16 protein-coding genes are annotated in these 16,912 nt (G+C 62.2%); 10 read left to right on the top strand and 6 right to left on the bottom strand.

The window, feature by feature from the left end; translation table 11 throughout:
• Positions 1 to 255: 255 nt before the first annotated feature.
• The 8 genes from LZ686_RS18540 (at position 256) to LZ686_RS18505 (ending at position 8,822) form a co-directional block, all read left to right on the top strand.
• Positions 256 to 1,044, top strand: a complete 789-nt coding sequence (locus tag LZ686_RS18540; RefSeq protein ID WP_349548737.1) for a hypothetical protein — start codon at positions 256 to 258, stop codon at positions 1,042 to 1,044.
• Positions 1,045 to 1,239: 195 nt separating this feature from the next.
• Positions 1,240 to 2,034 (top strand): hypothetical protein, encoded by a 795-nt coding sequence (locus tag LZ686_RS18535; RefSeq protein ID WP_349548736.1) that lies wholly within the window; start codon positions 1,240 to 1,242, stop codon positions 2,032 to 2,034.
• Between the two features lie 254 nt (positions 2,035 to 2,288).
• Positions 2,289 to 2,576, top strand: a complete 288-nt coding sequence (locus tag LZ686_RS18530) for a hypothetical protein (RefSeq protein WP_349548735.1) — start codon at positions 2,289 to 2,291, stop codon at positions 2,574 to 2,576.
• Positions 2,577 to 2,765: 189 nt separating this feature from the next.
• On the top strand, positions 2,766 to 3,758 hold the full coding sequence (locus LZ686_RS18525) for an iron-siderophore ABC transporter substrate-binding protein (RefSeq protein ID WP_349548734.1): 993 nt from the start codon (positions 2,766 to 2,768) through the stop codon (positions 3,756 to 3,758).
• Positions 3,755 to 4,774, top strand: a complete 1,020-nt coding sequence (locus LZ686_RS18520) for a FecCD family ABC transporter permease (protein ID WP_349548733.1) — start codon at positions 3,755 to 3,757, stop codon at positions 4,772 to 4,774. Before LZ686_RS18525 ends, LZ686_RS18520 begins: the two co-directional genes overlap by 4 nt.
• Positions 4,771 to 5,799: a FecCD family ABC transporter permease gene (locus LZ686_RS18515; protein ID WP_349548732.1), complete on the top strand. Its 1,029-nt coding sequence runs from the start codon at positions 4,771 to 4,773 to the stop codon at positions 5,797 to 5,799. The genes LZ686_RS18520 and LZ686_RS18515 overlap by 4 nt, the downstream gene beginning before the upstream one ends.
• The gene (locus LZ686_RS18510; protein WP_349548731.1) at positions 5,796 to 6,605 is read left to right on the top strand and encodes an ABC transporter ATP-binding protein; all 810 of its coding nucleotides are present in this window, start codon (positions 5,796 to 5,798) and stop codon (positions 6,603 to 6,605) included. Before LZ686_RS18515 ends, LZ686_RS18510 begins: the two co-directional genes overlap by 4 nt.
• 114 nt (positions 6,606 to 6,719) lie before the next feature.
• Positions 6,720 to 8,822 carry a TonB-dependent siderophore receptor gene (locus tag LZ686_RS18505; RefSeq protein WP_349548730.1) on the top strand — a complete coding sequence of 701 codons (2,103 nt, stop codon included), beginning with the start codon at positions 6,720 to 6,722 and terminating at the stop codon, positions 8,820 to 8,822.
• Positions 8,823 to 9,199: 377 nt separating this feature from the next.
• Here the strand turns inward: LZ686_RS18505 and LZ686_RS18500 are convergent, their stop codons facing one another.
• The 6 genes from LZ686_RS18500 to LZ686_RS18475 form a co-directional block, all read right to left on the bottom strand.
• Positions 9,200 to 10,066, bottom strand: a complete 867-nt coding sequence (locus tag LZ686_RS18500) for a ribokinase (protein ID WP_349548729.1) — start codon at positions 10,064 to 10,066, stop codon at positions 9,200 to 9,202.
• Positions 10,067 to 10,080: 14 nt separating this feature from the next.
• Positions 10,081 to 10,941, bottom strand: coding sequence for a MurR/RpiR family transcriptional regulator (locus tag LZ686_RS18495; protein ID WP_347919579.1), 861 nt, complete (start codon positions 10,939 to 10,941; stop codon positions 10,081 to 10,083).
• An 11-nt stretch (positions 10,942 to 10,952) separates the two neighbouring features.
• A complete protein-coding gene (locus LZ686_RS18490) occupies positions 10,953 to 11,912 on the bottom strand; it encodes an ABC transporter permease (protein WP_349548728.1) in 960 nt (319 codons plus the stop codon).
• On the bottom strand, positions 11,912 to 13,447 hold the full coding sequence (locus LZ686_RS18485) for a sugar ABC transporter ATP-binding protein (RefSeq protein ID WP_349548727.1): 1,536 nt from the start codon (positions 13,445 to 13,447) through the stop codon (positions 11,912 to 11,914). Before LZ686_RS18485 ends, LZ686_RS18490 begins: the two co-directional genes overlap by 1 nt.
• Before the next feature lie 109 nt (positions 13,448 to 13,556).
• Positions 13,557 to 14,603 carry a sugar ABC transporter substrate-binding protein gene (locus tag LZ686_RS18480; RefSeq protein ID WP_349548726.1) on the bottom strand — a complete coding sequence of 349 codons (1,047 nt, stop codon included), beginning with the start codon at positions 14,601 to 14,603 and terminating at the stop codon, positions 13,557 to 13,559.
• Between the two features lie 42 nt (positions 14,604 to 14,645).
• Positions 14,646 to 15,623 (bottom strand): sugar phosphate isomerase/epimerase family protein, encoded by a 978-nt coding sequence (locus LZ686_RS18475; protein WP_347919587.1) that lies wholly within the window; start codon positions 15,621 to 15,623, stop codon positions 14,646 to 14,648.
• A 262-nt stretch (positions 15,624 to 15,885) separates the two neighbouring features.
• Here LZ686_RS18475 and LZ686_RS18470 point away from each other — a divergent pair, with 262 nt between their 5' ends.
• Both LZ686_RS18470 and LZ686_RS18465 read left to right on the top strand, forming a co-directional pair.
• A complete protein-coding gene (locus LZ686_RS18470) occupies positions 15,886 to 16,188 on the top strand; it encodes a hypothetical protein (protein ID WP_349548725.1) in 303 nt (100 codons plus the stop codon).
• Positions 16,189 to 16,233: 45 nt separating this feature from the next.
• Positions 16,234 to 16,912 (top strand): hypothetical protein (locus LZ686_RS18465; RefSeq protein WP_349548724.1); only part of this gene is annotated, 679 nt, incomplete at its 3' end.

The following is a 16,912-nucleotide window of genomic DNA, read 5'->3' as shown; positions in this document are numbered from 1 at the left end:
GCTTTGCGTTCGGGGTCGGGGCGCTTGGCGCAGCCGCCCTTGGGGGGATCGCTGATCTGGTCGGCATGCAGCAGGTGTTCAACGCGCTCTCGCTGCTGCTGTTTCTTGGATTTCTGACCGCGCTTTTACCGGAGATCGAATGAAACCTTCCTGGGCTTCAGACACATCGATCTTGCACGCTTTACATGATTCAGGTTCCTGAAAGGGGACCTGATCAGAGAATTACCCGGTTTGGGCGTCTAGTCCTGGCATCGAATGACTGGGATCATTTTCTTGGTGGTGAGACAGTCTCATCCCTGTCACAATCACGCTGACATTCAATTCCTGCAAGAAGTGATGATTGTTTTGCCCGAAGCCAATACTGCAGACCTGATCCGTATCTTCATCGGTTATGACAGCCACGAGCCTGTGGCCTACCATGCCCTGTCTCATAGCCTCCTCTCGCGGGCCACGCAGCCTTTGAGTATCACGCCGATTGTGCTTGGCGGTCTGGAGGGCGTTTTTACCCGTGAGCGAAATGCGCTCCAATCGACGGAGTTTTCGTTTTCTCGGTTTCTTGTGCCGTGGTTGAGCGGGTATTCTGGATGGTCCATATTCATGGACTGCGATATGCTCTGTATTGATGACATCGCTAAGCTCTGGGCCATGCGCGATGATAGTTATGACGTGATGTGCGTCCAGCACGACCATGTCCCCCAAGAGCAGACAAAATTCCGTGGCGCGACGCAGACAACGTATGAAAAGAAAAACTGGTCGAGCATGATGCTGTTCAATAACGCCCGCTGCACGGCACTTACTCCTGATTACGTGAATACGGCCTCCGGCCTCGAGCTGCATCGCTTCAAGTGGCTAACGGATGACAGTCGGATAGGCGCGTTGCCCCAAGGCTGGAACCACCTGGTCGATTATAGTGACACTCCCCTCGAGGATACGCATCTTATCCACTATACCGAAGGAGGCCCGTACTTCGAAGAATACCGGAGATGCGAGCATGCTGACCTGTGGTTCGCTGAAAAAGATGCGATGGATCGACCTCTACCGTGAAATCGTACTCATAATCTCTTCTTCCATCCATACCGGACACTCGGTCAGCTGATACGAGATGCGATGTGTTCTTGAATGCACAAGCGGGGTTGCCAGGAGAGCAGCGGAAGCAAGAGAGGATTTGGTGAGGGTGATTGTGATAAAACGAGGCCGGTATTCTTTACTTCACCTTTTGCAAGGAGCCTACGCTCAACCATGATCTCTCGATACAGGCATGCACTTGCCAAGCATTCCCCCAGGCTGCTGCGTTCTGTAATATACAAAACGCTGTATAGGCAGTTCAAGGATCAGTATACGATATCACCGGAACAATTTCGTGGCAAAAGGATACTTATTGTAGGTCCTGCCAGTACTCTGTTCGATGATTTGAAAAGCATCGACTACTCCAAAGTCGACATTGTTGTTAGGATGAAGAATGGTATCCATACGTCTCTTGATTTATGGAAAGAAGATTCGTTGCGTTGTGATGTGCTTTTTCACAGTTTTGCTAGTGGTAGTCAGCCGGTCACTTTGAATGATATCAACCGTGCTGGCGTAGAATATATCGTCCATAGGACTCTCAAGAAAAGCGCTTTTCTTGATACCCTGCTTGTCGAGGAAAAGTTCGGAAGTTCCGCAGGTGTAAAAATAGTACCCTACGAGCATTATGGGGCGCTGTCGAAAAGGTTGGGCGGTCATGCTCCCAGTACAGGCATGGTCTGCGCTGATTTCTTCCTTGATGCTCCATTCAAAAGCCTGACATTTGTTGGTTTTACATTTTTTTCTACGCGATATGTCGCCGGGTATAACGATCAGATCACATCTGACGAAGCTGCGCTTTCAAAAGTGAAAGATGCCGGTCATCACTCTCCGTTGCACGAGGCACGTCTGATAGGGGATCGGATCCAGGAGGAGCGAGCCGCTGGTAAGAGCGTTTACGTCAGTGAAAGCATGCAACAAGCACTCGACGATTTTGGCGCCCGCCATGGTGCCTTACCCTGCAGTCATTGATTATCACAGCTTACCTACAGGTCCTCAGGGAAATCTTATTAGCGTACGCTAGCCGTGTTGAAGCTAGTTCTTCGATATCCGCGTCTAGATTGCTCATTAGAAGATATTCCGCATCCTCGGCAATTGTGCCGATGATGCTTGCGGGTTGAATGTGAAGACAGGCATTTAACCGTGGAACTCACACTTCAATAGAAAGTTCGTCTTCGTATCAATGGTGCAGCCTGCTCGCGTGATTTTTAGGGACGGAATTTGGCATGAAATACGCATTGATCGGCTTGCTTGCTCTTGGGGGGTGCACAACACCGCCCGTTTCCGATTTCGGCACCGCTGACGAACATTTCTACAAGGGCAATGCGTGGTATATCGCTGATCGCCGCGGCCAATTGGAGGTCGCCGTGATGGCTGTCGGGATCGAGGATCCGGAAATCGAGTATCGTGGGGCCGCCCGCGACTACCTCTTGAGCAGTCAGCGCTTATGCTCAGTGAGCCCCGGTCGCCCAGGTGGCGAGGGGCGGTACATATTCAGTTACTCTTGCCGCTAATCCAAAGGGGATAGTTCCAAGTCCGTCTCTCTGGGACCGAATTTGTTGGCATGATCCGCAAGGCCTAGCTCCAGTCTGAGCTTTGTCCAAGGCTACATTTGAATGCGTCTTGACCTTAGAGTGCGTCCCGCTTGACAAGCCGCAACCGGCGTGGAATGCCGACAAAAACCATAAGGAAATGGCAAGCCTATGTTTCAGGCCGTGTTCCCCGGATGCTGTCGTGCCCTGCTGATCGTGCTGCTGCCCTTTGGCGCGACTGCAGCGGTCGCACAGGATTTCCCCATCACCATTGACCACGCTTTCGGCCATACGGTGATCGGACAACGCCCGGAGCGCGTGGCCACCGTGGCCTGGGCCAACCATGAGGTGCCGCTGGCCCTGGGCGTTGTGCCCGTGGGTTTCGCCGCTGCGGGCTTTGGCGACGAGGATGGCGACGGCCTGCTGCCATGGGTCGCCGCCCGGCTTGACGACTTGGGCGCAGACACGCCCCCCCTGTTCGACGAAGGTGACGGTATCGACTTCGAGGCGGTCGCGGCCACGCAGCCCGACGTGATCCTGGCGGCCTATTCGGGGCTCAGCCGGTCCGATTACGACACGCTCAGCATGATCGCGCCGGTGGTGGCCTATCCGGCGTCGCCATGGTCGACCGACTGGCGCCAGATGATCCGCCTGAACGCCCAAGGCATGGGTATGGCCGCGCAGGCAGAGACGCTGATCGCCGATCTGGAGGCGCGGATTGCCGCGACCGCCGCCGCGCATCCCGAATTGTCCGGCAAGACCGCCATGTTTATCACCCATCTGGACAGCACCGACCTTTCCGTCATCCGGTTCTATTCCGCCAATGACACGCGGGTGCAGTTCTTTCGCGACCTGGGCCTGGGCATGCCGCAAAGCGTGACCGATGCCACGCTGCCTGGCCAGTTTTCCGGAGAGGTCAGCGCCGAGCTGATCGACCAGTTCGACGATGTGGACATCTTCGTATCCTACGGCTCCCCCGAACTGCGTGACCGGCTGATAGCCGACCCGCTGGTCGCGCGGATGCCTGCGGCAGCGAACGGTGCGCTGGTGATGCTGGACAATGACGCGGTGGGCACCGGGGCGAACCCCACGCCGCTGTCGATCCCTTGGGTGCTGGACGACTACGCAGACCGCCTGGCCAAGGCCGCACAAGCCGCTGAATGACCGTCCCTGCTGCCCCCCTGACCCGCGCGACCGGGCGTGCCGGCATGCTGCTTCTGCTGGCCTGCGCGGTCGTAGCGCTATGCGCGCTGTCATTGGCCATCGGCACGCGCAGCGTAAGTTGGGCCGATATGGTCGCGGGATTGCGCGGTGCAACCGACAGCATCGGACAGGCGGCGGTCGCGGTGCGCATTCCGCGCACGCTGATGGCTGCCGCTGCCGGCACGGCCCTGGGCCTGTCGGGTGCAATCATGCAGGGCGTCACGCGCAACCCGCTCGCCGATCCCGGGATTCTGGGCATCAACAACGGCGCGGCATTGGCGGTGGTCATCGGCATCGCCTGGTTCGGCATCGCGGCCGCCTCAACCTTTATCTGGCTGGCGATTCTTGGGGCGGGGCTGACGGCGGTCTTCGTCTATGGCGTAGGCTCGATCGGGCGGGGGGGCGCGACACCGCTGAAGCTGGCGCTGGCGGGGGCGGCCACCTCGGTCGCGTTTTCGTCGCTGACGCTGGCGGTGGTGCTTCCGCGCGCGGACATCGCGGGGGGCGTGCGGTCCTGGCAGGTGGGCGGCGTCGGCGGCGCGACCTTTGACCGGATCGGGCTGGTGGCGCCGGTCATGGCCGCCGGGTTCGCGCTGGCCATGCTGTCGGCCCGCAAATTGAACCTGTTGGCCCTTGGCGACGACGTCGCCGCAGGGCTTGGCGAAAAGGTCGCGCTGGCGCGGGTCACCGCGGCGCTTGGGGCGATCCTGTTGTGCGGGGCAGCCACCGCGGTCTGCGGGCCCATCGGTTTCGTAGGCTTGGTTGTGCCGCATGTCTGTCGGCTGCTGCTGGGCGTCGATCACCGCTGGTTGTTGCCGGCATCGGCGCTTGGGGGCGCGGGGCTGCTGATCCTGTCGGACATCGCGGGCCGCCTGGTCGCCCGGCCAAGCGAGTTGGACGTGGGCATCGTCACCGCCCTTGTGGGCGCGCCCGTGTTCATCTGGATCGTGCGCCGACAACGGGTCCGAGACCTGTGAACGGCGCCCTGCCCCTCCTGGCCGCCGGCCGCCGGCGGCGCACGAGCCGCTGGCGCGCGGTCGCCCTGACGCTGCTGGCCTTGGTCCTCGCGGGCTTTGCACTGACGCTGATGTCGGGGCAAAGCCTGACCCCGCCGGGCCAGGTGCTGCGCATCCTGGCGGGGCAGGGCGGGCCTGACGCCTTTGCGGTGGGCCATCTGCGCCTGCCACGCGCGGTGATGTCGGTTCTGGCGGGGGCGTGTTTCGGTCTGGGCGGCGTTGCGTTCCAGGTGATGCTGCGCAACCCGCTGGCCAGTCCGGACATTATCGGCGTCAGCGCCGGGGCCAGCGCGGCGGCGGTGTTCGGCATCGTGTTCCTGTCGCTGGACGGTCCGGCACTATCTGCAGTGGCGATAGGTGCCGGGCTGGGGGTCGCGCTGCTGATCTATGGCCTGTCCTTTCGGGGTGGGGTCGCGGGATCGCGGCTGATCCTGGTCGGCATCGGCGTATCGGCGATGATCAACAGCTTCATCGCCTATGCGCTGGCCCGCGCCCCGGCCTGGGACCTGCAGGAGGCGATGCGCTGGCTGTCGGGCAGTGTGAACGGCGCGCGGCTGGATCAGGCCTGGCCCCTGCTGGGCGCGCTTGCGCTGTTCGGCGGTCTGCTGATCAGCCGCAGCCGCGACCTTGAGGCACTGCGCATGGGCGACGACATGGCCGCCGCCCTCGGTGTGCGTGTGGGGGCCACCCGGCTGGCGGTGATCCTGGGCGCGGTCGGCATGATCGCGGTCGCCACAGCCACGACCGGGCCCATCGCCTTCGTTGCGTTCCTGTCCGGACCCATCGCCGCGCGGATCGTGGGGCCGAACGGATCGTTGCTGATCCCCGCGGCCCTGGTGGGCGCGGTGCTGGTTCTGGCAGGCGATTTCGCAGGACAGTTCCTGTTGCCGGGCCGCTATCCTGTCGGCGTCGTGACAGGTGCCCTGGGCGCTCCCTTCCTGATCTATCTCATCATCCGCGCGAACCGTACCGGAGGCACGCTGTGACCGTCGACCATAATTTAAGGGTCTGCGACCTGTCGGCAGGGTATGGCGACCGTGCTATCCTGCAGGGGCTGGACCTGGATCTGATGCCGGGACGCATCACGGCCATCGTGGGGGCGAATGCCTGCGGCAAGTCGACCCTGCTGAGGGTGATGTCGCGCCTGCTGCGGCCGGGGCGGGGGCAGGTCACGCTGGATGGCACCGCCATTCACCGCATGCCCACGCGCGCCCTGGCTCGGACCTTGGGCCTGCTGCCGCAATCGCTGATCGCGCCGGAGGGGATCACCGTGGCCGACCTGGTCAGCCGGGGACGCCACCCGCATCACGGCCTGATATCACGGTGGGGGCCGCACGACGATCAGGCGGTCGCCGACGCGCTGCAGGCAACGCGCACGACCGATCTGGCCGACCGCGCCGTGGACGAGCTGTCGGGCGGTCAGCGCCAGCGCGTCTGGATCGCCATGGCGCTGGCGCAGCAGACCGACCTGCTGCTGCTGGACGAGCCGACGACCTTCCTGGACATCGCCCACCAGATAGAGCTGCTGGATCTGTTATGCGACCTGAACGCCCGTCGCGGCATCACCATAGTAATGGTGCTACACGATTTGAACCTGGCAGCGCGCTATGCCGACCGGCTGGTGGCCATGGCAGCGGGGCACGTGCATGGGCAGGGGGCGCCCGAGGACGTGCTGACCCGGGATACGATCCAACAGGTCTTCGGCTTGACCAGCCGGATCATCACTGACCCTGTTTCGGGACGTCCGATGATGCTACCAGTGGGCCGCCACCGCACTACTGCGAATAACTGACTGAGTGTCACCTTTCTGCAACGGGCGCATGCGATGCACCCGTTGCAGGCTTGTCCCACGAAACCGTCAGGCCTAAGCCGGCAGTAATCCGACAGATTACATAAGGCTTTCGCCATGACCCTGAGGAACGCCTGCCATGCCCGCTCGGCTCTGCTGTCCTGCTGTGCAGTGATCGCCCTGATGCCTGTCGCGGCCAGTGCGCAAGACAGCGCAGCGACACGCCTGTCACCTATCATCCGCCTGCCCGAGATCACGCTCTATGCCTACGGCGGCGATGACGATGCCAATTCCATTGTGGCACGGGAGTTGGCCGTGGGCGGCAAGGTAGCGACCAGCATATTGGATACGCCCGCCTCCGTCTCTGTCATCACCCAAGCCGAGATCGAGCGTCGCGACGCCCGCACGCTGGAGGACGTGCTGCAATATTCCGCGGGCACGATCGCCGATTACTATGGCACCGACGACCGCAACGACTATTATCAGATCAGGGGTTTCGACGCCTCGACCTATCGCGACGGAATCACGCTTGGTGGCCTGCGGGGCATCCGCGAAGAGCCCTTGGCTTACGAGCGGGTGGAGGTCATCCGTGGTGCCAACTCGACCCTGTTCGGGCCAGCCGATCCGGGCGGCTCGATCAACTTCGTGACCAAGCGACCGCGCGCGGAACGGTTCTCAGAGGTGTTCGGCACAGTCGGATCGGATAGTCGCAAGGAATACGGGTTCGACTTCGGCGACGTGCTGACCCCGAACGCGACCCTGTCATGGCGCCTGACCGGCAAGCTGCAGGACAGCGACCGCGAATACGATTTTTCGCGCGATGACGAGACGTTTCTGATGGGCGGCCTGACCTGGCAGCCCAGTGACGTGACCTCGGTCAGCCTGATCGTCGATTACCTGGACCGCGACGCGACGCCCAACAGCGGCGGCTATCCCCGCGGCGGCAGCTATGACCGCAGCCTGTTCCTGGGAGAGCCGGACTTCAACTATCTCAACGTCGAGCGGACGACCGTGAACGTGATCGCGGAACATGATTTCGGGGAGGGGCTGACCCTTCGGTCGAACCTGCGCTATAGCGACACGACCGACGACTACGGCTATGTTTATGTCTCAGGCGATGACGGCGCGTTTCCGGTCGGTCGCGGCTTCATCGCCACAGACGGCACCGCTGAAGAGCTGGCAGGAGATGTGATCCTGCAATATGACCGAGGTCTGGGCCGTATCGACAGCAGCACGCTGGTGGGCGTCGAGTATCGCTCGGTGAAGTCGTCGCAGGGGTCGTCCTTTGCCGCCGCAGACCCGATCGACCCGCGCGATCCTGTCTATTCGGGTGCGCCCGATGACTTGAGCCCGTATCTGGACGAAGAACGCGACAGCCGCACGCGCGCCGTGTTCGCGCAGCAGAACCTGTCGCTGGACGACCGTTTCATCGCGACGGTGGGTGTGCGTCATGACCGGCTTGACCTGTCGGTGGATGACCGCCTTGCGGGCACATCCGAGAGCGACGACTATGCTGAAACCTCTGCCCGGGGAGCACTGACCTGGAAAGTGACGCCGCAGATTTCGGCATATGCCAGCTATGCCGAATCCGTAGCGCCGCCGGACCTGGGCACGGACCCCGAACGCGGTGACCAGTACGAGCTTGGGGTGAAATATGAACCGACCGGCTTTGACGGACTGTTCAGCGCCGCAATCTATGAACTGACCAAGACGAACATCAGCGTCACGAATATCGATACCGGCGATCGCGACCTGGTCGGAGAGATCCGGGTCAAGGGTTTGGACCTCGAGGCCAAGGCCGAACTGACCCCCGACGTGGCCGTCACGGCATCCTACTCCTATGCTGACTCCGAGGTTCTGCGCTCTGACCCGATCTTTGGAACGCCCGTGACCGGCAATGCAGTGGGCATTGTTCCCCGGCATGCGGCATCGCTGTGGATCGATTACACCGTCTCCGGAGCGGGCAATCGCGGCGACATGACCTTTGGTCTGGGCGCGCGATATACGGGAACGTATTTTTTTGCGACCCAAAACGACACCGGACGCAGCGAGGCTATCGTGCTGCTGGACGCCGCCTATAGCTATGACGTGACCGACAGGACGGAATTGTCGCTGAACATCCACAACCTGGCCGACGAGCAGCATGTCGTGGGCCGGGGGTCCGCCGATTACTACAATCCCGGTCGGTCGGTGTCCGCCACGTTGCGCCATCGCTGGTGACGCAGGTCCGCCCTCGCGTCCAGAAAGCGATGCGGCAGAATGCGCGGCAAGTGGGTCACGCCCCTTGCCGCCGGAGACATGTATTAAATGCGAAAAGCGGGGATGTGGCCAAGGCGGCCTTTCAAGACGGCGCTCCATCAGCCGCCAATGTAGCGGCTGCGCAAGTGCCAAATAACCCGTTAGTTAGGTTGTCATGAGGCCGAAGGGCGGCATTTCAAACTGTCCTTCGGACCACGCCGCGTACTGTCTCTCCACCGGCGTGGAATATTTACCACCCGGATAAGGGCGCATATCGCATGACCTTGAAATGGTAAGGCCGCAATCGTTCTATCTGCTGAACCTTCTTTCGGCGAGCGATCCGATTAACTCTTCCCGTATCACACTTCCCTGGAGACGTGCTTCGCCGCAGCCAGGTTCGCGCTCTTGACGGCATCGGGCAACGCGTGTCGTTTCACCAATCGGGCAATCATCGTGCCGATGAAGCAGTCCCCAGCCCCATGAGTGCTGATCAACGTCACGCTATGCCCGGGTTCCGAATACGTGCCATCCATCCCTGCCACGGCGACGCCGTCTCCGCCCGCAGTGACGACCACAACCCGAAAGCGTTCGGACAGAGCCTTTGCAGCGTCCTGCGCGGTATCAAGGCTGGCCACGGCAATGCCACACAGCGCCTCCGCTTCTCCGGCGTTGACTACAAGGATGTCGATGATCTGCACGAGCGTGTCTGACAGAGTGCGCGCAGGTGCGGCATTCAGAACAACCGACAAGCCGCGCGCATGCGCAGCCTGCGCGGCAGCGATGTTGAGGGCCTCGGGAATCTCGTTTTGCAGAACCAGATGTGTCGCGCCCTCCCACAGGCCTTCTTGCTCCAGTCTCGCAGGATCGATTTCCATATTCGTCCCGGAGACGATGACCGCTCCATAGTCGCCCCCCGCGTCCATGATCGCGACACTCATTCCGGACCCTTGGCCGGGCAGGGTTGCCACATGGCTGTCGTCCACACCCGCCGCGCGTAGCCGATCGCGCAGAAAAATCCCGAACCCGTCATCACCGACTGCCGATACCATCCGGCACGGAATGCCCGCGGCCACGACGGCGGCGGCCTGATTTCCGCCCTTCCCGCCAAAAACCGGACGCCATGCGGTTCCCGTCACTGTTTCGCCTGACGCGGGGCGGTGGTGGGCATCGACCACGATGTCGTAATGCAGGCTGCCGACCACGACGGCGCAGGGGTGGGATGACATGAGAGGTGTCCTGTTCAGCGGCGGCGTTTGGTCTCGACCGCGTTGCGGGTGCGGGCCAGTTGCGCCTCGGACCGGTCCAGGTCCCGCTGCGCGACGGCCACGAAGATGGCGTCCATGATGTTCAGCTGTGCTATCCGCGCGGCAGCGTTCTCGCCCAGCAGGGGCGATCCCTGCGCGGTCGAGCACAGCGCGATGTCGGCCAGTTCGGACAGCGGAGAGGTGGAGTAGTTGGTGACAGCGATCACACGCGCGCCCTGCTGTCGGGCGAGCCGCGCGGCCTCGATCACGTTCGACGTGGTGCCGGAGTGGCTGAAGGCCACGGCTACGTCGGCAGGCCCTAAAAGCGACGCCGACATCAGCATCATGTGCGGATCGTCCTGCACGCTTGCGCGCAGCCCGATGCGGAGAAATTTATGTGCCACGTCGCGGGCGATCTGGGCGGAGCCGCCGACGCCATAGAAATCGCGCTGTCCCGCACCGTGCAGCAGGTCGGCCGCGCGGTCGAAGGCCGCCACGTCGATGATGGACATCGTCTCCTCCAGCGCCTGCATGGAGGTCTGGAACACTTTGCGGATGATGTCGGCCGAACTGTCGTCCGGCGAGATCTCGGAATGCAGCGAGGCGACATCCGTTTGGCGATAGATCACCAACGCCTCGCGGAAATCACGAAAACCGGCAAATCCCAGTTTCTTGGCGATCTTGACGACCATGGCGTCCGACACGCCCGCATCGCCCGACACCTGCCGCAACGCCGTGGTGCGGTCCAGATCGGTGCGGCCTGTCATCCCCTCGACCACGCGGGTCTCCAGCGGGGTGAGATAGGGCATCCGCATCCGGATCTGGGCCCCGATGCTGCGCGGGTCGGTGTGGTCCATCAAAGCTCCTGTCATGCGCGGCCGCGGGTAGCCCGGTCGATCAGCATTGCGACGAGGATGATGATACCTGTCGCCAGCAGCTGATAGAAGGCCTGCACGTTCATCAGCGTCAGCCCGTTCCTGAGGCCGCCCAGGATGACAGCCCCCATCAGCGTTCCCACGACTGACCCCTTGCCGCCCATGAGGGACGCGCCGCCGATGGCTGCCGCCGCGATAGCGTCCAGTTCCCACAGGTTGCCCATGGTCGGGTCAGCGGCGCCAAGTCTGCCCGTCAGGATCAGCGCCGCAACAGCCGCCAGACCGCCCGACAGGACATAGACGATGATCTTGGTGCGCGCGACGGGGACGCCGGCGATGCGTGCAGCCTCGGGATTGCCGCCAACGGCCAGGATGTACTCGCCAAGCGGGCTGCGGTTCAGCACGACCCACAGGATGGCCGCAATGATCGCCACGATGATCACCGGAACGGGTACGCCCATGACAAGCCCGTTGATCGCGGACCGGAATTCTGTCGGGATGCCGAAGATCGGGTTGCCGCCGGTGAAGATCAGCGCCAGCGCCCGGTACAGTGAAAGCGCGCCAAGCGTCACGATGAAGGGCTGCAATCCGGCGATTGCCACCAGCGCACCGTTGAACAGACCACAGGCCATCCCTGTTGCGATGGCGCCTGCCACGGCCAGCGGGATCGGCACGCCGGCGATCATGAGCGTGGCGCCGACGATGGCCGACACGGCGGCGGTGGGCCCGACCGACAGGTCGATCCCGCCTGAGATGATGACAAATGTCATTCCCAACGCGATGCAGGCGTTGATCGAGGATTGCTGCAGAATGTTGATCAGGTTCGGCGCCGTCAGAAACACCGGGTTCAGCGCCGCAAAGACGGCAAAGATCAGCACGAGGCCGAGGAACGTCCCGGCATCGCGCAGATTGAAGCGGGGAGCCTTGCGGGTGGGGATTGCGGTATCGATCATCACATGGCCTCAAGGGCTTGGGCCACGGGTACCGGGCCTTTTGATTTGGGAATGGCATTTGCCACGATGGCGTCTTCGGATATCTGGTCGGCATTGAGGATGGCGGCGATCGTTCCTTCCCGCATGACCATGACGCGGTCGGACAGCCGGATGATCTCAGGCAGTTCCGAACTGACGACGATGATCGACTTGCCGGACTGTGCCAGCTGCGCGATCAGATCGTAGATTTCCGATTTCGCACCGATGTCGATGCCGCGTGTGGGTTCGTCAAACAGCAGGATATCCACGTCGGCGGCGAGCCAGCGTCCGATGATGGCCTTTTGCTGATTGCCTCCGGAGAAGGTGCCTATGGCGCGGGTGACGTCGGGCGGGCGCATCCCCATGCGTTTCATCAGCGCTGTCGATTCTTTATGCAGCTTGCCCCGTTGGACAAGGCCGAACCGCGTGAACCGACCCATGCACGGCAGCGCGATGTTGGAAGACACGGGGCGCGCCCGGACGATGCCATCCTTCTTGCGCTCCTCCGGGACCAGACCGATGCCTGCGCGGATTGCCATGCGCGGACTGCGCAGATCGACCGGCTTGCCGTTGAGGGTGACGCTGCCGGTCTTGGCGCGGTCGATCCCCGCGATCAGGCGCAGCAATTCCGTGCGCCCCGACCCGACCAGACCGGCAAGACCCAGAACCTCTCCCTTATGCAGGGAAAAGCTCGCATCATGGATCAGTCCGCCGTCGGACAGGTTTTGAACCTCCATGACGACTTCGGGGCGGGCATGGCTGACATGGCGGGCATTCAGGATGTCGCGGCCGACCATCTTGGCGATGACTTGATCCTCGGTGATCTGCGAAAGGTCCACGGTGTCGATGAACCGCCCGTCGCGCAGGATCGTGGCGCGGTCGCAGACTTGAAAGACCTCGTTCATCTTGTGGCTGACATAGATGATCGATTTGCCCTGTGCGGCCAGCCGCGCGATCAGCGCTGCCAGCGCGTCGAATTCCGATGGCGTCAGCGACGATGTCGGCTCGTCCATCGCGATGATCTTGGCGTCATCCAGCAAAGCTCGGGCGATCTCGACGATCTGCTGCTGGGCGACCTTCAGGGTGTGGATCGGCGCCCGTGGATCGATGCGTGGATCCAGATCGGCCAGGATGGCACGGGCACGCGCTTCCTGCGTGGCGCGATCGACCAGAAGGCCGCCGGTGCGCGTCAGCGGGCGGCCCAGGAACAGGTTCTGCGCGACGCTCAACTGCGGGATATGCTGCAGTTCCTGGTGGATCATCGCGATCCCGGCGGCGCGGGCGTCAGCAGGCCGGGTCAGAGTGATGGGTTGGCCATCGATGACGATCTGTCCTTCGGTCGCCTGCAACACCGCGGACAGGATGTTCAGCATCGTCGATTTGCCGGCTCCGTTCTCACCCAGCAGGCCATGAACCTCGCCGGGGCGCACGTCAAAGCTGACCTTGTCTAGGGCGCGGATGCCGGGAAACACTTTGCTGACACCGATGAGCGACAGCCGACTGGCGGGATTTGTCATAGCGACACCTATCCGGGAATGGGGGCGGGTGGCGCCGAGGTGGCGCCATCCGAAGTCCGGTCTGCATGAAGGGGAGGGACCCGTGCGGGCCGGGATCAGCAGACCGGCGTCACTCGGCCAGCAGCATCTCGCGCAGCGCTGCGGTATCCTCGACCGAGAATTCCTTGACATTGTCTGCGGTGATCAGCGCCTGCGGGGTGGCAACCACGCGGGGCAGGTCCTGTCCACCAATCAGGCGCAGCACGACCTCCATCGCGACTTCTCCGGTCAGCACCGGAAAGCTGTCCACGGTACCCGTCAGATCGCCCGCCCGGATTGACGCGTAGGCGTCAGAGATACCGTCCGTGCCGAACACCGCCACCTGGTCCTGAAGGCCCGCTGCCTTGACCGCCTCGACCACGCCAAGTGCCATGCCGTCGTTGTTGGCATAGAACCCGATCAGGTCGGGATGCTGCTGCAGGATCGTGGATGCCGCGTCGTAGGCGGTCTCACGGCTCCAGTTCGCAGGAACACTGGCTGCCACTTCGAAATTGCCCGCTTCGGTGATGGTCGCGGTAAAGCCGTCGGTGCGCTGGCCTGCGGCGAACACCCCGGGCTGGCCCTCGATCACGGCGACCTTGCCGCCTTCGGGGGCGTTGTCGATGAACCATTGGGCCACACGCACGCCGTTGTCGCGCTGCACGTTGCCAACATAGTGTTCGGCCGAGGGTATCACCGCGTCATTGACGTTGACGACCATGATGCCTTGCGCAGACGCGGCCTCCATCGCGGGCTGCAGGTTGTTGTCGGTCTGCGGGGACACCAGCAGGCCCTTGTTGCCTTGCAGGATCATGCTTTCGGCAATCTGCAACTGTCCCAACTGGTCGCCTTCGGAGGGTGCGGCCTGATAGGCCAGCGTCACGCCCTGCGCATCGGCCACGTTCTGATAACCCTCGCCAAGCGAACGCCAGTATTCGTTGGTCAGCGTCTTGGAGACGCCACCAACCTGAGTTCCCTCTGGAGGCTTTGGCAAGTCGCCGAACTGTTCGGACAGCGCCGACCAATCCATGCGGTCGGCCTCGGTGTCGGAGTTCAGCGGCGCCAGATCCTGCGCGAACGCAGCACCGGCAAAGGCCGTCACGGCGCTGGCCATCAGAAACGATTTGATCGAGATCATCTTGGGTCTCCTCCCTTTACGATAATCGAAAGAACAGTAAAGTCAGCCCCCGGCCATGATACGCGCGATGGCACGCTGGCTGATCGGGGAATTCTGGGTGGCGATGGCATCATGCAGCGCATTATCCGCAGACACGCGTTCAGCCATCGTCATGAAGCGCTGGACGGCAGCGATATTGGTGCGGCACTCTTCGACCGGATCGATGCCGGACGCATCCGGGAAGGTGTCGAAGTAGATTACCCCGTCATAGCCGTCACGGCTGATCTGCCACAGCAACTCCAGCGTGGCTTGCGGATGCACACTGCCAACCATCAGTCCGTCGTCGCGCTTGGCGTAGCCGTCGTTCAGGTGCACGCCCAGAAGCCGCGATTTCCGCGCGATCAGGGTCGCAGCAAAAGCTGGCATCTCATCGGCATAGAGCACGTGCGCGAAATCCAGTGTCACGCCGGTATTGGCGCAGCCCGTTTCGGCAATGGCCAGCAAAGTCGTGGCCGCATCCGGCAGCAGGGCATAGGATCTTGGCTCATTCGCCTTGTACTCGATCGAGATCATGCATTCGGGTGCATGCTCGGCAACCTCACGGATCCCCGACACCTCATCGTCCCACATGCGACCATAATCGCCCTGGAAGCTGTAATCAAAGCCGTCCTGACCAAGCCACAGGGTCATCAGCGGCGCACCCATCGCCAAAGCGGCATCAATGCCACGTTTGGTGAGGTCCAGCGCTTCTTGCCGCACGGCGCGGTCCGGATTGGTGAACGCGCCGAGCTTGAATGCAGGATTGGTATAGTAGCGCATGGCTAGGCCGTTGACCTGCAACCCCAGGTCGTTGATCCGCCCCAGCACATCGCGGGGGACATCGGCTACATGGTCGGGAAAGTTCAGGTCCACATGTGTAAGGCCCGGCACGCTGGCGGCACGTTGTGCCATCATTTCCAGCGTCGGCTTGCCTGAATGGTTGGGCCAGGCCCGGTCAGCCTGCGCGGCAAAGGAGTTCAGGCGTGTTGCGAATCTAATCATGTAAAGCCCTCCGTTACTTCACAGTTAGACGTTTATTAGTGAAGTCGTCAAGAAAGACGTGACTCCATTCTGATGCTCTTTGATGGAGGCGTTCAAGTTTGGCTATGGAGGGCGATAAGGGCGCATATGAATGAGAGTAAGGTTCTATTGGGACTTCGCTTGTCTCCCGGCCCATAGTTGCGATGCCTGATCGCTCCGGATAATCCCCTACGAGCAGGTGGCTGCTGGAGGCCTGGTATGATTGGCGATAAGGGGATGCTTTGTGACTGACGAAATTTCTGTCGGGCACTCTGTCAAGATGCGGGTCAAAAACGCCTTGGAGAAGGCCGCCTATCAGGAGCGCAGGCTTTTTGACGCGGACGCCCAGCCATACACCCTGCAGGAACGCCACGAGGCCGAAGCGCTTCATGCCGAGATCGCCAGTCTTGTCGCACGTGCGGACACCTTCAATCGCATGGTCATCGATCGCTTGTCTAAGGAGGCTGAGGACAATGCAGAGAAGGTGGAGCAACTGAGGCGGTTTCGCAGTGCAGGGCGCATCAAGGTTGAGTTTGCCCCTTTTTAATTATTGGTTTCTGGCAACATTAATAGGGCTGCATCCACGCAGGGGATGGTACTACGTCTGACCAGCGGCACCGCGATGGACGAGGATGCCCGGGCGGCCGAGAAGGCCCTGAAGGTCCTGACCGTCATCCGGCGACTCGGGGATCCATTCAGCGCGCCGATCGCGGCACTGCGCCGGATCGAAGCGGCCGCCACGCCCATCGGTCAGACACGCGACGAGGGCGATCGCCTCGAGGATGCGGAGCTGCCCCTGGTCGTGGAGGCCAGTCGCACCTGGTCCCACGTTCCGATCCTGGGGGGATGGCGTGCGGCGGCCAGCTATGCCTTCCGCTCCCGGCGCAACAGCCCGGTGGCCGAGCGGCTGGTCTTCATGGCCGTGGAGGGTGCCGCGCGTCATCTACAGGGACTGTCTCCTGATCGAAGGGTCGGTCGCGATGAGCTGGACGAGAAGGCAGGGGGCCTGCTGATGCTGGTAGTTGCCGCGTGGATTGTGCCGCCATCCGTATCGCTGACCCGCACTGGCTTCCGGGTTTGGTCGCCGATGACCGGGTTGGCCACGTTCCTGGAGGCCGCCACGCGGGGCCTGTCTCATGATCTCGGTCATCTGGGGACCCTGCGCCATGAGCTGGCGCGTCTCTCGGCCATGGCGTCTTCTGCACACGGGCGGTCGCGCCTTGGCGACCTGATCACCTATCTGCGGACGCAGCCGGTGATCAGCTCGGCGA

Source organism: Paracoccus sp. NFXS7 (assembly GCF_040148865.1).
In the GTDB taxonomy this organism is placed as follows: Bacteria; Pseudomonadota; Alphaproteobacteria; order Rhodobacterales; family Rhodobacteraceae; genus Paracoccus; species Paracoccus marcusii.
This window is presented reverse-complemented; position numbering and strand designations above follow the sequence as displayed.

Coding starts and splice junctions, on each gene's coding strand:
- LZ686_RS18540 (WP_349548737.1), top strand. CDS start 256: ATGACTGGGATCATTTTCTTGGTGGTGAGACAGTCTCATCCCTGTCAC.
- LZ686_RS18535 (WP_349548736.1), top strand. CDS start 1,240: ATGATCTCTCGATACAGGCATGCACTTGCCAAGCATTCCCCCAGGCTG.
- LZ686_RS18530 (WP_349548735.1), top strand. CDS start 2,289: ATGAAATACGCATTGATCGGCTTGCTTGCTCTTGGGGGGTGCACAACA.
- LZ686_RS18525 (WP_349548734.1), top strand. CDS start 2,766: ATGTTTCAGGCCGTGTTCCCCGGATGCTGTCGTGCCCTGCTGATCGTG.
- LZ686_RS18520 (WP_349548733.1), top strand. CDS start 3,755: ATGACCGTCCCTGCTGCCCCCCTGACCCGCGCGACCGGGCGTGCCGGC.
- LZ686_RS18505 (WP_349548730.1), top strand. CDS start 6,720: ATGACCCTGAGGAACGCCTGCCATGCCCGCTCGGCTCTGCTGTCCTGC.
- LZ686_RS18500 (WP_349548729.1), bottom strand. CDS start 10,066: ATGTCATCCCACCCCTGCGCCGTCGTGGTCGGCAGCCTGCATTACGAC.
- LZ686_RS18495 (WP_347919579.1), bottom strand. CDS start 10,941: ATGGACCACACCGACCCGCGCAGCATCGGGGCCCAGATCCGGATGCGG.
- LZ686_RS18490 (WP_349548728.1), bottom strand. CDS start 11,912: ATGATCGATACCGCAATCCCCACCCGCAAGGCTCCCCGCTTCAATCTG.
- LZ686_RS18485 (WP_349548727.1), bottom strand. CDS start 13,447: ATGACAAATCCCGCCAGTCGGCTGTCGCTCATCGGTGTCAGCAAAGTG.
- LZ686_RS18480 (WP_349548726.1), bottom strand. CDS start 14,603: ATGATCTCGATCAAATCGTTTCTGATGGCCAGCGCCGTGACGGCCTTT.
- LZ686_RS18475 (WP_347919587.1), bottom strand. CDS start 15,623: ATGATTAGATTCGCAACACGCCTGAACTCCTTTGCCGCGCAGGCTGAC.